We start from the raw sequence: 14267 nt of genomic DNA, 5'->3' as shown, positions 1-14267 counted from the left end.
GTCGCTGACGGAGCATGAGCAATGTGTGAAGGAGAAGAACTGGGATGAATGATGCCACATCCAGCTGCGACATCGGCATGATCGGGCTGGCCGTCATGGGCGAAAACGTCGCGCTCAACATGGCCGACCACGGGTTCAAGGTGGCCGTGTTCAACCGCACGGTGCAGGTCGCGAAGGACTTCGTCGCCCGCAACCCGAGCACCCCCGGCGGCCTTGTCTACTGCGAGACGCTGAAGGACTTCGTCCGCGCCCTGAAGAAGCCGCGCAAGGCGGTGATCCTGGTCAAGGCCGGTCCGCCGGTGGACATGGTGGTCAAGCAGCTCCTCGAGGCGGGGATCGAGCCGGACGACATCGTCGTCGATCTGGGCAACTCGCTCTGGACCGACACCATCCGGCGCGAGAAGGAGTACGCGTCGCAGTGCAAGTTCTTCGGCTCCGGCGTCTCCGGCGGCGAGGTCGGGGCGCGCTTCGGCCCCTCGCTGATGCCCGGCGGCGACCCCGAGTCCTGGAAGCACCTGGAGCCGATCTGGCGCGCGATCGCCGCCAAGGTCGACCCCCAGACCGGCAGGCCGCTCGAGGGCGCGACGCCCGGCAAGCCGGTGGAGGGCGGCGTACCCTGCACGGCGTACATCGGGCCGAACGGCGCGGGCCACTACGTGAAGATGGTCCACAACGGCATCGAGTACATCGACATGCAGCTCATCTGCGAGGCGTACACGCTCCTCGACGGGCTGCTCGGGATGTCGAAGGACGAGATGTCGCGCGTCTTCTCCGAGTGGAACAGCGGCGATCTCGACTCGTACCTCATCCAAATCACCGCCGACATCCTCCAGCAGAAGGACCCTGTCCAGAAGGACAAGCCGTTCGTCGATTTCGTCCTCGACACGGCGGGCCAGAAGGGCACGGGCAAGTGGACGAGCAGCAACGCCCTCGACATGGGCATTCCTGCGAACGCGATCGCCGAGGCGGTGTTCGCGCGCTGCCTGTCGGCGCTGAAGGACGAGCGCGTCGAGGCCTCGAAGCAGCTCGTGGGCCCGACCCCGACCCCGGTGAAGGACCGTCAGGGGACGATCACCGCGATCCGCGACGCGCTGTATTGCTCGAAGATCTGCGCTTACGCGCAGGGGTTCCAGCTCATGGCCGCGGCCCAGGCCGAGTACGACTGGAAGCTCGATTTCGGCACGATCGCGAGCATCTGGCGCGGCGGCTGCATCATCCGCGCCCGGTTCCTCCAGAAGATCACGGAGGCGTACACGCGCAATCCCGGGCTGACGAACCTCCTGCTCGATCCGTACTTCAACGAGCAGATCAAGAACGGTCAGTCCAACTGGCGCAAGGTGGTCTCGATCGCCGCGCAGAACGGCGTCTGGGCCCCGGCGTTCATGTCCGCCCTCTCGTACTACGACGGCTACCGGGCCGCGCACCTGCCGGCGAACCTCCTGCAGGCGCAGCGCGACTACTTCGGCGCGCACACCTACGAGCGCACGGATCAGCCGCGCGGCAAGTTCTTCCACCTCGACTGGCCGCACCCCTCCCGTCCCCAGCTCGACATCAAGGGCACCGGCGGCGGGCACTGATCCTCGCCAGACTCCCGTCCTGACATCGCAGGCCTGAGCAGGGCCATCCGAGCCGCCCGGCCCCCGGAACCCCGCTCAGGTCAGGCTGATCCGCGGCCGCAGGTTGCGCTCCCGCAGGAACGGCTCGAGGTCGTCCACGACGTCGAGCTGGACGCCCGCGAGGCTCATCGCCGCCGCGATCGTCTGGATGCCCATGCGCCCCAGCTTGTTCATCTCCGGGGGCGGCCGGACCACGATGTGCTCGATCCGCTCGCGCACGCTGAGCCCCCACTGGGTCAGGATCACGCGCGCCTCGGTCTCGTACCGCACCATGTGCGCCATGTCGTAGAGGAAGTAAGCCCGCTCCCCGGGGCGCATCACCCCCACGAGCTTCTGGTACGCGTCGACCGAGATGAAGCGCGCGATGTCGCCCGTCGCCGCCGTATCCCGCAGGAGCTGCACGAGCATCCCGGCCGGCTGGGTGATCCACACGCCGACGCTCCCGCTGTCATCGACAAGGTGCGGCTGCCTTCGGAACGCGAGCTTGCGGTTCGACGGGAGCATCTCTTTAATGACAATAGCCATTCTGGCTACCAGGGCCCGCCCGCGACAACCGGCGGCGCACGACGGGATCGGCCAGGCCGCAGCCCGCTGCTGTTTCGCACCTCACCGGCCAGGCCCTCCCATGTCGCCCACGCTGCGCCATGGTGGTCGCAAACGGCGGATACGGCCAGAAATGTGTGAACCCTCCGATCTCGATGCGCTCGGATCGTCCCCCGGATCGCGTCGAGCGGGCCAGCAGGGGGGCCGCGCCGCGCGGGGCGGCGGCGCGGGCGCTCAGGCGAACAGCGCGGCGCAGGCCGAGCCGATCAGGTTGACGTGCTCGAGCCGCCCGATCCGGGGCTCGACGCGCGAGCCGACGAGGGAGCGCAGCGTCTCCTGCACCCGCGGCGCGTAGCGCGGGTCGCCCCAGAAGAGGCTCCCCTCCGCGAGGATGCCGACCCCAGGCGGCGTCTCGAGCACGTCCACGACCGCCGCGAGCGCCGCCGCCACGAGGTCCGCGGAGCGCTGGAGCAGCTCGCCGGCGACCCGCCGCGCGTCGCCCGCGCCCTCGTCGCGGAGCCGCACGAGATCCGCAGAGCTCGCGAGGGGGACGTGGTCGGGGCACAGCCGCGCGAAGAGCCGCGGCAGGTAGGCCCCGGACACCGCCTTCTCGAAGCGCTGGGCCCCAGGGTTCTCGGAGCCCGCGTCGACCTCGGCGTCGAACGGCTGGAGGTGCGGCGGGTTGAAGTTGCCGTTCTCGAGGTTGACCGCCATCGGGGCGACGAAGTGCCCGGTCTTGAGCTTCGGGATCCGGCCGGCAGGGAGGAACGTGGCCATGTTCGTCCCCGTCCCCACGATGAGCCCGATGAACGCCGCGGGCTGCGACCCGCCGTGCGCGAAGGCGCCGCCGAGCAGGCTCGCCACCGTGTCGTTCAGCACCCGGACCGGGCCGGGCCGGAGCTTGCGCGCGGCGAGCGCCCGGCCGAGCCGCTCGCCCACGCTGGTGCCCTCGACCCCCGCGACCTGGACGCCCTTGGTCCAGCGGAGCAGCCGCGCGTCGAGCGACGGCAGCGTCTCCGACGGATACGAGAAGCAATAGCCCACCGGCAAGCCGTGCACGGCGCCGAGGCGCTCGACAAGCGCCGCCTGGACATCGAAGAAGGCGTCGCCCGTGATCTCCGGCCCGCCCGGGAACTTCGCCGGCTCGGGCCCCGCCACGATGCGCGACACGCCGCCCGGCGCGAGCTCCACGATCGCGGCGCGGAGGTTCGTGCCGCCGGCGTCGACAACGACGGCGCGGCCGGTCATCCCGTCCGGCGGGGGCGCGAGGTAGGCAGGGAGCGCGGCGATCTCGGTGCCCGGCGTGGAGAGGCCGAAGACGGTGCGCGCCGCGAGGGTGCGGCGGATGTCCTGGAGCTCGGAGAGCGAGAGCTTCATCAGGGAAATGCTTACCCTCTGGCTTCAGAGAAGGAAATAACTTTGCACGTCGCGCCGCGAGCGTGCTTGATGAAGGCCCCGCTCGGACGGCAGCGCACCAGCGCCTGGCCGCCGGCGGTTGCGCTCTGCGTCACCTGGAGGAGGTGGCCGAAGAGCGGTTGTCGTCCACACCGAAGACGACGGGATAGACAACGCTGGCGACGCCCTTGCTGTCCGCGGCGGAGGGGAATCGGAGGCCGCGGAAGACGTCGAGCACGCAGTCGATGACCTTGTCGTCGCGGAGCGGCGGGGCGGGCGAGGACGGCGCGGCCGCGCCGGGCGAGGGGAGCGCGATCAGCAGGGGCGCGTCCGCGGGCGGGCGGTCGGCGTCCCCCGCGTACGTCACCTTGCCTTGGCCGTCGACGACGAGGTGCACGGGTATGCGCCCTTCGAGCTTGGGATTCTTGCGAAGGCCCTTTTCGTAGCAGGCGCGCATGGGGCCGAAGTTCTCGTGGACGACGCGCCGCACGACGTGGGGCGGGATGTGGGCTTTGCCCTTGATCGGCTCATACGGGTTGCTCTTGCAGCGGCCGACGACGCTCCGCACCACCTTCGCGTCCTTGTCGAGCTCCCGCTCCAGCCCGGCGCGCGCGGAGCCCGCCTTCTTCAGGTTGGGCTTGTTGAGGATGAGCGACGCCCGCAGCTTGCGGACCGCGGTGCTCGTCCGGGAGAAGCTCTCCCGGATGTGCCTGGCCTCGCGGGCGAGGTCGGGATCGGCGGGGCGGATGGCGGCCGCGCGGGCCCAGAGGTCGAGCCGATCCGCGATCCGCAGCAGCACCTCGGGCGGCGTGCTCAGGTCGGACTCCCGGAGCACCTCGATCATCCGCGAGGCCTTCTGCACCTCGGGCCCGAGCGCCTTGCAATCGGCCTCCGTCGAGCTCCCGCCGCGCTTCTTCTCGGGCGAGGCGGCAGGGGCGCGCTCCTTCGAGGCGACGGGGGCCGGCGCGCGCGCCTTCGAGGGCTCGGGCGCGCCGTCGCGGGCGAGCCGGCTTCCGGGCGAGCGCAGCGCGGCCCGCTCCTTCTCCTCGGGCGAGGGCAGGGCGAGCTCGTCGGGCGCGGGCAGCGCGAACGCCTCGGGCGAGGGCAGGGCGAGCCCCAGCAAGGCATGAACTCCGACGAGGACGAGCAACGCGCTTCGCATCGGTTCCTCCGACGTGGGTCCGACGTACGGTCCGCCGATTTGATACAGTACACCGGTCCGGACAACGGCTGCAGGCGAAACCGGTGGAATCCTTCAGGAAGGTGGGACACGCGGGGCAGGGGACGGCGACCCTGCGAGGCCGCCCCGGAATGCGCGGCTCAGTACGGTGAGGAGGGCGGCAGGTCCACCTGGTCCGCCGTGTCGGCGTCCGCCGCCGGGGACTTCGACGAGGCGGCGATGAGCTCCCGGATGCTCCGCTCGAGCTGCTCTATCCGGATCGGCTTGCTCAGGAACATCGCGTTCTCCACCTGACGGAGGCTCTCCCGGATGGCGGGATCGCGCGTCCCGGTGAGCAGGATGATCGGGAGGTCGGCGCGGATCTTCCGGACCCTGGAGACGAGCGTCAATCCATTGATGTCCGGCAAGTAATAGTCCGTGACGAGCACGTCGGCCTGCATGATGAGCGCGCGCTCCTCCAGGGCAGACCTGCCATTGAAGAAGCAGTTCACGTGATGCCCGTCGAGCGACAGGATGTCCTCCCACCCCTCGCACAGCTCCTCGCTGTCCTCGACGATGATGATGTTCAGCAGCATGCCGCCACCACCGCGTGAACCTGCGTGTTGACCTGCACGCCGAGCATTCTTGACGGACTAGCAGCTCGCGCGACGGGCGTCGAGGGCTCCACTCCTCGCGGCCCGCCGTGCTCAGGCGCCCAGGGGCGCCGAGGTGCCGCGCGGGAGGCGCCGCGCAGGGCAGAGCGCGGTCAGGGCCCGCGGTCCATGTGAACTGTGATGCAAATTGCCACATGGGGCGAGCAGCGCAGGCCGGGCGCCGCTCCTCGACCCGCCGATCCCTCGATGGCTGCCGGCCGGATGCGACGCCCGCGGCGGTCGGCGCCCGCGATCCAGCGGCCTCGCGGCGTTAAATTTGCTTCCGGGGCAGCTCCAGCTCGAAGCACGTGTTCTTGTGCTCCATCACGAGGCGCAGATCGCCGTCGTGGTGCTGCGCGATGTTCCGCGAGAGGCTGAGGCCGAGCCCGGTGCCGTGCTCCTCCTTCTTCGTCGTGAAGAACGGCGTCATGATCTTCTCCGCGAGCGCGGGGTCGATCCCCTTGCCGCTGTCGATCACGCGCACGTAGACCAGCTCGTCCGACGATCGCGCCTCGATCCGGATCCACCGCTCCCGGAGGGACGAGATGGCGTCCACCGCGTTGTTGAGCAGGTTGATGAGGATCTGCACGATCTGGACGGGATAGCAGTCGATGATGAGGTCTTCCCGCGGCAGGTCGAAGCTCAGGTGGACGCTCGCCTGCTGGAGACGGAAGCCGCTGACGCGGACGGCCTCGCGGACCAGCTCCTGGACGTTGTGAGGGCGGAGCTTCTCGGACTCCATCCTGGTGATGGACTTGAGGCCCGAGATCACGTTGGTGATGTTCTCGACCATCCCGTCGACCTCGACGGCGATCCGGGCCAGGCGCTCCTTCTCGAGCTGCCCGCGCTCCGCGAGCCGCTTCAGCAGATCGGTCTTCGTCGTGATCACGTTGAGGGGCGTGTTGATCTCGTGCGAGATCCCGGCCGCGATCTCGCCGAGCGAGGCGAGCTTGCTGAACCGCGAGAGCTCCTCCTGCTGAGAGAGGATGAGCCGCTGCGCCTGGACCCTCTGGGTGACGTCGAAGATGAGGAGGATGAGGTAGCTCGGCTCCTCGTCGCCGAAGCTGATGGTGGCTGTCCTGAGCTCGATCCAGAGCTCGCCGCCCGCCTTCTCCGCCAGGTTGATGGTGAACGACGCGAGCGGGCTCTGGCGGGCCGCCTCCGAGAGCTCGGCGATGCGCGGCGACTCCGCGCCGCTCAGGACGATCTCGAGCAGCTCGTCGAGCGGCAGGCCGTGGAGCTCGGGCGCGTTCCTGCCGATCTTGTCGGCGAACTCGTTCGAGGCGAAGGTCACCCGGTGCTGCCCCTGGTCCGACTCGAGGATCGCGAGCCCCGCGTTCGAGGCGGAGACGACCTTCTTGAAGACCTTGAGGTGCTGCTCCTGGAGCACCCGCTCGGTGATGTCGAGCGCGATCGTGCAGACGGACTGGGCGTTGCGCCGGTCGTCGAGCAGGGGGAACTTCGACGAGAGCCAGTACCGGGGCTTCCCGCCCACGTGCAGGCTCTCCTCGATCCACATGGGCGACCGGGCCTTCAGCACCTCGAAGTCGCGCTCTCGCATGGCGCTGCCGGCCTTCGGGCCGAACAGCTCCTCGTCCGTCCTCCCCAGCACCTCTTTCTCGGAGCGCCCGAGGACGCCGCAGAAGCGCTGGTTGACGTAGACGTAGGCGCCGATCGAGTCCTTCATGGTGACGAGTGCCGGGGTGTTGTCGAGGATGGCGGAGAGCCGCTCCCTGCTGACCCTGCTCTGGGTGAGCGCGTGCACGAGCTCGGTGTTGTCGACGAAGCTGAGCACGGCCCCGTCCACCTCGCCCTTCGACCCCTCGATGAGCTGGATGCTCGCCTCGAAGTGCCGGTCGAGGACCTCGATCTGGTGCCGCATCGGCCGCCGCTCCTGGAAGCTCGCGCCGACCATGTCGAGGACGGGCTCGACGCTGAGGTGCGCGAGGGCGGCGCGGATGTGCTGGCCGCGGTCGACCTCCGAGAGGCGGAAGAGGTGGCGGGAGGCGGGGTTGTAGTCGGTCAGGCGGAGGTTCTTGTCGACGACGAGGAGGGGATAGGCGATCGCGTTCTGGATCGCGACGAGCCGCTGGTTGAGCGTCAAGAGCTCGGAGGATTTGACGTTGATCTCCTGGTTCAGCGTCGTGAGCTCCTCGTTCGCCGACTGGAGCTCCTCGTTCGTGGTCTCCAGCTCCTCGTTCGTGGACTGGAGCTCCTCGTTGGACGACTGGAGCTCCTCGTTGAGGGCCTGGAGCTCCTCGCTCGCCGTGTCGTGCTCCTCGATGACGGTCTGGAGGTGCTCGCGCGTCGCCGCGAGCTCCTGCTCGAGCCGCCAGAGCTGCTCTTCCGGCGCGAGGCGGGAGCCGCCCGCGGGCGACTTGACGGGGCGGCGGGGCACGTCGTACGGCGCGTGGCTGAAGCAGACGATGAACTCGGTCCGGCCGTCGGAGGAGAGCGGGACGACAGTGAGCTGGATCTTCCGCTCCTCGCGCTCGATGACGAACGCGTGCCGCTGGTCCCCCCGCGCGGCGTGACCCGACCGCTGGGCCCGGTGCAGCAGCGCGCCGAGATCGTGCGCCACGTCGGCCGGGAGCAGCTTCTGGATCGTGACGGTGGGCTCGCCCTTCGGGAAGTGCAGGTACCGGTTGGCGCCCCCGAAGACGTGCCGCACCCGGTGATCGTCGCCGATCAGGATCGAGTCCGGGGCGAAGCCGTTCACCATGGAGGTGAAGAGATCCAGGGCCGTTGTGGACTGGCGATCCTTCGTGATGAGCGCGCTCTCGCGGTTGAACTCCTGTCTCGAGTACGAGCGCGGGAGATCGCCCTTCTTCGCGGACCGGACGAAGATCTTCGCGTTCTTGTCCGTGAGCTCGAACAGGTCGCTCACCGTCGTCGCCGACTCGGACTTGCCGAGGAACAGGACACCCTGGGTGTCCATCGCGAAGTGGAACGTCCTGAGCGTGTGCTCCTGAAGGTGGGAGTTGAAGTAGATGAGGACGTTGCGGCACGAGACGAGATCCAGCTTGAGGAACGGCGGATCCTGGGCGACGTCGTGGCGCGCGAAGACGATCGCGTCGCGGACGTAGTCCTTCACCCTGAACGACTGGTTCTGCTCGTCGAAGTACCTGGACCGGAGCCGCGGGGGGATGTCGGCGACCGAGGCCTGCTGGTAGAGCCCCTTGCGCGCGACGGACATGGCCTGCTCGTCGATGTCCGTCGCGAAGATCTGGACGTTGAGCTGTTTGTTTGCCTTCGCGAGCGCCTCGAAGACGAGGATGGCGATCGAGTAGGCCTCCTCGCCCGTGGCGCAGCCGACGACCCAGGCGCGGAAGCTGTCGCCTGTCCGCTTCTTGTCGATGCGCTCCGCGACGGCGGTCGCCAGGGCCTTGAACGACGGCTCGTCGCGGAAGAAGGACGTGACCGAGATCAGGATGTCCTGGAAGAGGAGCCTGCCCTCCTCGGGGCGCAGGCGGAGGTAGTCGGCGTAGGCCTCGATCGACTCGCAGCGCGTGGCGATGACGCGCCGCTCGATGCGCCGGCGGACGGTGGACTGCTTGTACTTGGCGAAGTTGACCCGGCTCGCCTTCTCCAGGAAGGCGAGGATGCTGTGGTACGGGTCCTGGTGGCTCAGGCCGAGCTGCCGGAGCGAGGCGTCCGGCTGGTCGTGGCGCTTGGCGAGCTCGTTGAACTTGCTGAGCTGATTGGCCATCTCCTCCAGGCCGAGCTCGAGATCGACGGCGCCTGTCTGCTTGGCGGCGCGCGGCATGCCGTCGTACTTGGCCGACTCGGGGGTCTGGCAGATGGTGACCCCGCCCGCGGCCTTGATGGCGCGGATGCCCTGCGCGCCGTCCGACCCGGTGCCGGAGAGGATGACGCCGATGGCGTTCTCGCCGTAGTGCTCGGCGATCGACTTGAAGAACAGGTCGACCGAGGGCTTCGGGCCGACCTTGGCCTGGGGCTGCCGCAGGAGGAGGGCGCGGCCGTCGGTGACGACATCGGCGTTGGGCGGGGTCACGTAGACGGTGTTCGCGCAGAGGTCCTCGCCCTCGGAGACCTCTTTGACGTTCAACGACGTGGAGTGGCTGATGATCTCGACCAGGCGGCTGCGGTGCTGCGGGGCGAGGTGCTGGACGATGACGATACTCATCCGGTCGGCGCTCTTCAGGCCGCCGATCAGGATCCGGAGCGCCTCGAGGCCGCCCGCGGACGAGCCGAGCCCGACCACATACGAGGGGGGCGCCGAGGCGACAGGCGCGCGGGGAGCAGGCGCGCCGGCGCCCTCTGCGGCGGGGACGGGCGAGCGGGCCTCCAGATTCGGCGCGACCTGCGCAGTCGCCGGTTTCTTCTTCCTGCTGGAGGGCCGCCTGGCGCGGCTGCTGTTCTTCGTTCTCATGGACAACAGGGCGCGGGCGGAGGGGTCGAGAGAATATCGGACGCGCGCGTACGGAGCCATCCGATACCACGCTGCGCGCGGCGGCGCAGGGGCTCCGTCCACGTGGGCGACGTGCGCGACGCGGGCTCGGCCGCTGCGCGCACGGCCGGGATCGCGGCGGCGGAGCGCGAGGGCTGCCGCGCGGGCCGGGGATCGTGCAGGATGCAGGGCGCCTCACGCGGAGGGACGCGAGAGGCGGTCGAGAGTGTGCACGGTGACCAAGCGCGAAAAGAACGGCCGCAGCGTGGGCGGGAAGGACGATCACGGCAAGGGCGGGGGCGAGCTCGCGGAGGCGGCGCGCGCGCTCGAGCGCGAGCTCCTCCGCTTCGAGGAGCTCGCAGAGTCGGCGCGGAGGATGTCGCTCGACACGCGCAAGGGGATCGAGCGCGCGGCGAGGTCGACGACGGAGGCCGCGGAGGCGCAGCAGCGCGTGAGCGTGGCGCTCGGGTCGCTGATCGCGGCGATCGCGGCGGCCCGGGATCGCCACGAGGCGACGGCGACGGCGCTGGCGGCGCGCGGCGAGGAGATCAAGCGCCGCGCAGAGCAGCTCGGGGAGCTGTTCCAGCGGTTCGCGGGGCTCGCCGAGGAGGGGCGGGGGATCAACCTGCTGGTGCAGGAGACCGCGACGCTCCAGCGCGACGCGGCGACGCCGGAGCAGATCGGCGAGGTGGTGACGGCCATGGACGAGGTGGAAGGGCGCATGGGGCGGCTCGCGGACGAGGCGCGCGAGTTGGCTCAGGCGGCCACGGCGGCGGGGATCGCGGATCTGGCAGAGCAGGCGGACGGGATGCGGCAGCAGGTGACCGCGATGCGGAACAAGGTGGGGCTCCTGCGAAAGGGGATGATCGCGCGGCTGTCCGTGGGGACGGGGGACAACTAGAGCGCCGATCGGCTTGAAACACCCAGGGACGAAGAGATTTGAACCCCAGAGGCACAGAGGGCACAGAGGAACAACAAAAGCTCTGTGCCTCCGGGGTTCGTTCTCTCGGGTTTTGACCTGTTCGGTGTCGTAGGGAGCTCACGGGGCGGGGACAGCCCGGCCCCTCTCCGGGGGCCTACCGTGGCTTCGTGATGGGCCGAGGGCGGCTGAAGGGGGCTATCCGCCGGACGGGGCGCGGCAGAGGGTGAAGTAATGATCGAGGGACTTCTCTCCCTTGTACGCGGCGCCGATCGAGACGTGATTCGAGACGCGGCGCATGAAGTCGCGCGTTCCGTCGTAAACGAAGGATTGGAGGCCCTTGCTGTTCGGGACGACCGGAGGCCAGCCGTCAGGTACGGGGCCGTCCGGGACCTGGAAGTAGTCGATCACGATCGCGCCGCGCTCCTGCCACGCAGGGTTGCCGGCGGTCGGGAGCGCGACGAAGAATCCAGGGCCAACCCAGGAACGCGTGAGACCCTCGTTGTAACCAAAGAGACGCGCGCTGCCGTCCTCGGGGAGAGCAAAACGCTTCTCGAAGAAACGGAAGGGCGAGGGCAGAGGAAGGCTGTTCCGGCCCTTGTGATGCACGGCCACGCGGCGCGGGGTGCCGTCCGGGACGAAGAAGTCGAGCGTGAGCGAGGGGGCCTGGCCCGCGGCGACGTAGAGCGCGCGCTGATCGGCGCGGCTGGTGGCCGACAGGGCATGGAGGCGCTCGTCGTGCGTCAACCCGTCAAGGATCTCGGCGAGACGAGCGATGGGGGCGCCCTGGTGAAGAAGGTGGATGAGCTCCGACATGGGAAGGCGAGCATAGCAGCGCCTGGTTCCGGCGCAGGTGGCCAGACGCGCCGCGAAGGGCCCGGTGAGGTGGGCTGTCGCGCGCGCTTCAGCGGCAGCCGGCGGGAGAGCGCAGCAGCGAGAGGGTGAGGTCGGTCAGGTCGGCGCCCTCGACGGCCGCGGCGAAGCGGTCGAACGCGCGCTCGTCACCGGCGGCCAACGCGAACGCGGCGCAGACGGCGGACGGATGGACGGAGCGGGCGGCGCGCGAGCGGAGCACCCGGGTCAGGCCCTCGATCGCCGCCTCGTTGCCAGCGGCCGCGGGCGCCGCAGAGGACAGCACGGCGCGGAGGTCGGCGCCGAGGACGTCGGCGACGTCGCTCTCGCCGAGCACGCGGACGAAGAGGGCGCGCCACGCGGGGAGGGCGGCGGGGTCGAGGCCCTCCAGGTAGGCCGTGAGGTGCCGGATCGCGAGCACGCGCGCGCGCACCGAGCCCGCGGCGAGCGCGACCTGCCCCCACGCGCGGAGCGCCCTGTCGGGCGGCAGCCGGAACTTGGACAGGAACAGGAGCCGCGCGTCCGAGACCTCGCCCGACACGAGCCCGGCCTCGAGCGCGGTCCAGTCGTCGGCGAACAGCGCCTCGGGCGAGACGACAGCGCCGCACGCGGCGTAGCTGTCGACGTAGTCGAGCCCGTAACTGGGAGGCGCCGCGGCGAGCACGCCGGTGAGCACGCTCGTCCACGCGTCGCGGACCTTGGCGTCCAGGCCCGGGGCGCAGGCGGCGTCGCAGGCGGCCGCGATCGCCACGGCCCGGGCCGCGTCGGCGTCGAGGGCGTCCACGAAGGGCTCGAACTGCTCGGGGGCGAGCCCCTCGGGCAGGCCGCCCTGCAGCGCGGCGAGCTGGTGCGCGCCGCCGACGTCGAGGAAGCGCTCGACGCCCCCGGGATCCGACGGGACGCGGAGCGGGGCGACGGCCGCGGCGTAGGCCTCGAGATCGCGCTCGGCGCCCAGGAAGGCCCACTCGGGGTGGCGATCCTGCGGGTCGACGAGGAGGAGCTCGGACGGGTGCCGGGGCGCGACCTCGACGCGCTCGCCGGGCAGGAGCGGCTGCGCGCGGGTGAGGCCGTCCGGGGCCACCCAGGCGAGCTCCAGGGGCGCGACGAGCGCGCCGTCGGGGTCGCGCAGCGTCACGAACGCGCCGCCGGGGGGCGCGGCCTCGACCTCGAGCGACGGGAGCGCCCTGGCCGCGACAGCGCGGCGCGCGCGGGCCGTCGCCTCCGGGCCGAGCGCGGGCGCAAAGGCGTCGAGGAACTCGTCCGTGCCGATGCTGCCGAAGCGGCGCGCCTCGAGGACGCCGCGGAGCGCCGACCAGAAGGCGTCCTCGCCGGTGAGGCTGCGGATCTGGGTGAGCAGCCAGGCCGCGCGGCCATACGGGCCGCTCGTGTACTTCTCGCCCGGCGCGAGCGACGGGTCGCGCACCGCGTCGCCGTCCCGGAGGCCGATCTCGTCGCCGTTCAGCGTCCCCGCGCCGCTCTCGTCCGTGCGGGCGCGGACGGCCTCCTGCTCGAGCAGCGTCGCCATGCCCTCCTTGATCCAGAGGTCGTCCCACGTCGCCACCGTGACGAGATCGCCGAACCACTGGTGCGCGAGCTCGTGCGTCGTGAGCAGGAGGTCGGAGGCGAGCGCGGGCTGCGTGCTCCGCTCCTCGCGCTGGAAGCTGATCCCCGCGTGCTCGACGCCCCCCGCGGAGAAGTCCGGCAGGAGCACGAGCGCGTACTTCTCGAAGGGGTACGGCACGAGCAGCTCCTCGAAGCGGCCGATCGCGCGCGAGAGCTCGTCCAGCATCGCGCCGTGATCGCCGGGGAGCCCGCGGCGGCGCCAGACCGCGATGGGGAGGTCGCCCCGCGCGCCGCGCTCGACCTCGAAGTCGCCGACAGCGAACGCCATGAGGTACGTCGGCAGCGGGTAGGCTGTCTCGTAACGGACGAGGCGGCCGGCGGCGCCGAGATCCTCGTCGCCCACGAGATCGCCGTTCGCGATCAGCGACTCGCCGCCGTCGACGCGCAGGGCGACAGAGAACACGGCGCGATCCGAGGGCGCGTTGTGGCAGGGCATCCACCGCGACGCCCCGAGCGGCTCCGAGACCGTGTAGACGGCGCGCACGGCGACGGGATCGCCCAGGCGCGCCGGCACGGCGCGGAGCGCGTCGCCGGAGAGCGCCTCGTAGTCGATCTCGATCTCGATGGGCCCGCCGGCCGTCGCCTCGGGAACGCTCGAGAGGTCGACGGCGAGCGCGCCGCGCGCGACGTCGACCGCGTGCGGGAGCGCGCCGCCGCCCCTCTGCCGCACGTCCTTCACGTCGGTCACGGCGCTGTCGAGCACGACGCTCCGCGGGCCCTCGCCGGTGAACGACAGCGTGAGGCCGAGCGTCGCGACGAGGCGGCTCCGCTCCCAGTCGAACTCGCCCCGCAGGTCGTAGCGCTCGACGTCGAACGCGCTCCCCTCCAGCGGCGCCGGGTCTTCCCCCGAGCACGCCGCGACGAGCGATCCAAGCAGCAGGCAGGCCCACCGGAACGCTCCGGGGCGGTGTTTCTGGACAGTGCAGTGCATCCGGTCTCCTCGGTCGAGTCAGTCGAAGAAGACATCCTCTCGCGCGGCCAGGGGACGACGATCGGTGCGCCCGAGCGCCGCGCCGCGCCTCGCCGCGAGGCGTAAGTGACCGCGGGACAGTTACAGAAACCGGGCGCGCGGCCAAGCGCGGTGCGCGCGCCGGAG

At 70.6% G+C, this 14267-nt stretch carries 9 protein-coding genes; 2 read left to right on the top strand and 7 right to left on the bottom strand.

Annotated features, from left to right (window positions below; genetic code table 11):
- The first annotated feature begins 44 nt into the window (after nucleotides 1-44).
- The gene (gene gndA / locus WMF42_RS31135; protein WP_061613093.1) at nucleotides 45-1577 is read left to right on the top strand and encodes an NADP-dependent phosphogluconate dehydrogenase; all 1533 of its coding nucleotides are present in this window, start codon (nucleotides 45-47) and stop codon (nucleotides 1575-1577) included.
- A 75-nt stretch (nucleotides 1578-1652) separates the two neighbouring features.
- On the opposite strand, the gene WMF42_RS31130 is transcribed toward gndA, so the two are convergent.
- The 5 genes from WMF42_RS31130 to WMF42_RS31110 form a co-directional block, all read right to left on the bottom strand.
- Entirely contained in the window at nucleotides 1653-2141 is a 489-nt protein-coding gene (locus WMF42_RS31130; protein ID WP_061613092.1) for a hypothetical protein, read from the bottom strand.
- Nucleotides 2142-2393: 252 nt separating this feature from the next.
- Nucleotides 2394-3536 carry a hexokinase family protein gene (locus WMF42_RS31125; RefSeq protein WP_061613091.1) on the bottom strand — a complete coding sequence of 381 codons (1143 nt, stop codon included), beginning with the start codon at nucleotides 3534-3536 and terminating at the stop codon, nucleotides 2394-2396.
- A 130-nt stretch (nucleotides 3537-3666) separates the two neighbouring features.
- Entirely contained in the window at nucleotides 3667-4716 is a 1050-nt protein-coding gene (locus WMF42_RS31120) for a hypothetical protein (protein ID WP_437686379.1), read from the bottom strand.
- Between the two features lie 158 nt (nucleotides 4717-4874).
- The gene (locus WMF42_RS31115; protein WP_437686378.1) at nucleotides 4875-5309 is read right to left on the bottom strand and encodes a response regulator; all 435 of its coding nucleotides are present in this window, start codon (nucleotides 5307-5309) and stop codon (nucleotides 4875-4877) included.
- A gap of 328 nt (nucleotides 5310-5637) precedes the next feature.
- A complete protein-coding gene (locus tag WMF42_RS31110) occupies nucleotides 5638-9759 on the bottom strand; it encodes a chemotaxis protein CheB (protein WP_437686377.1) in 4122 nt (1373 codons plus the stop codon).
- A 253-nt stretch (nucleotides 9760-10012) separates the two neighbouring features.
- Here WMF42_RS31110 and WMF42_RS31105 point away from each other — a divergent pair, with 253 nt between their 5' ends.
- Nucleotides 10013-10678, top strand: a complete 666-nt coding sequence (locus WMF42_RS31105) for a hypothetical protein (RefSeq protein ID WP_434042185.1) — start codon at nucleotides 10013-10015, stop codon at nucleotides 10676-10678.
- A gap of 216 nt (nucleotides 10679-10894) precedes the next feature.
- Here the strand turns inward: WMF42_RS31105 and WMF42_RS31100 are convergent, their stop codons facing one another.
- Both WMF42_RS31100 and WMF42_RS31095 read right to left on the bottom strand, forming a co-directional pair.
- Nucleotides 10895-11512: a hypothetical protein gene (locus tag WMF42_RS31100; RefSeq protein ID WP_437686376.1), complete on the bottom strand. Its 618-nt coding sequence runs from the start codon at nucleotides 11510-11512 to the stop codon at nucleotides 10895-10897.
- Between the two features lie 88 nt (nucleotides 11513-11600).
- Nucleotides 11601-14102 (bottom strand): M1 family metallopeptidase, encoded by a 2502-nt coding sequence (locus WMF42_RS31095; protein ID WP_437686375.1) that lies wholly within the window; start codon nucleotides 14100-14102, stop codon nucleotides 11601-11603.
- Between the last annotated feature and the right edge of the window lie 165 nt (nucleotides 14103-14267).

It is taken from the genome of Sorangium sp. So ce176 (assembly GCF_051519835.1).
GTDB lineage: Bacteria > Myxococcota_A > Polyangia > Polyangiales > Polyangiaceae > Sorangium > Sorangium cellulosum_G.
Note: the sequence above shows the minus strand (reverse complement) of the source record. Positions and strands in the feature narration are given on the sequence as shown.

Excerpts from the sequence above, each read along its gene's own strand:
- WMF42_RS31110 (WP_437686377.1), bottom strand. The coding sequence starts at position 9,759 with ATGAGAACGAAGAACAGCAGCCGCGCCAGGCGGCCCTCCAGCAGGAAG.
- gndA (WP_061613093.1), top strand. The coding sequence starts at position 45 with ATGAATGATGCCACATCCAGCTGCGACATCGGCATGATCGGGCTGGCC.
- WMF42_RS31130 (WP_061613092.1), bottom strand. The coding sequence starts at position 2,141 with ATGGCTATTGTCATTAAAGAGATGCTCCCGTCGAACCGCAAGCTCGCG.
- WMF42_RS31100 (WP_437686376.1), bottom strand. The coding sequence starts at position 11,512 with ATGTCGGAGCTCATCCACCTTCTTCACCAGGGCGCCCCCATCGCTCGT.
- WMF42_RS31095 (WP_437686375.1), bottom strand. The coding sequence starts at position 14,102 with ATGCACTGCACTGTCCAGAAACACCGCCCCGGAGCGTTCCGGTGGGCC.
- WMF42_RS31125 (WP_061613091.1), bottom strand. The coding sequence starts at position 3,536 with ATGAAGCTCTCGCTCTCCGAGCTCCAGGACATCCGCCGCACCCTCGCG.
- WMF42_RS31120 (WP_437686379.1), bottom strand. The coding sequence starts at position 4,716 with ATGCGAAGCGCGTTGCTCGTCCTCGTCGGAGTTCATGCCTTGCTGGGG.
- WMF42_RS31115 (WP_437686378.1), bottom strand. The coding sequence starts at position 5,309 with ATGCTGCTGAACATCATCATCGTCGAGGACAGCGAGGAGCTGTGCGAG.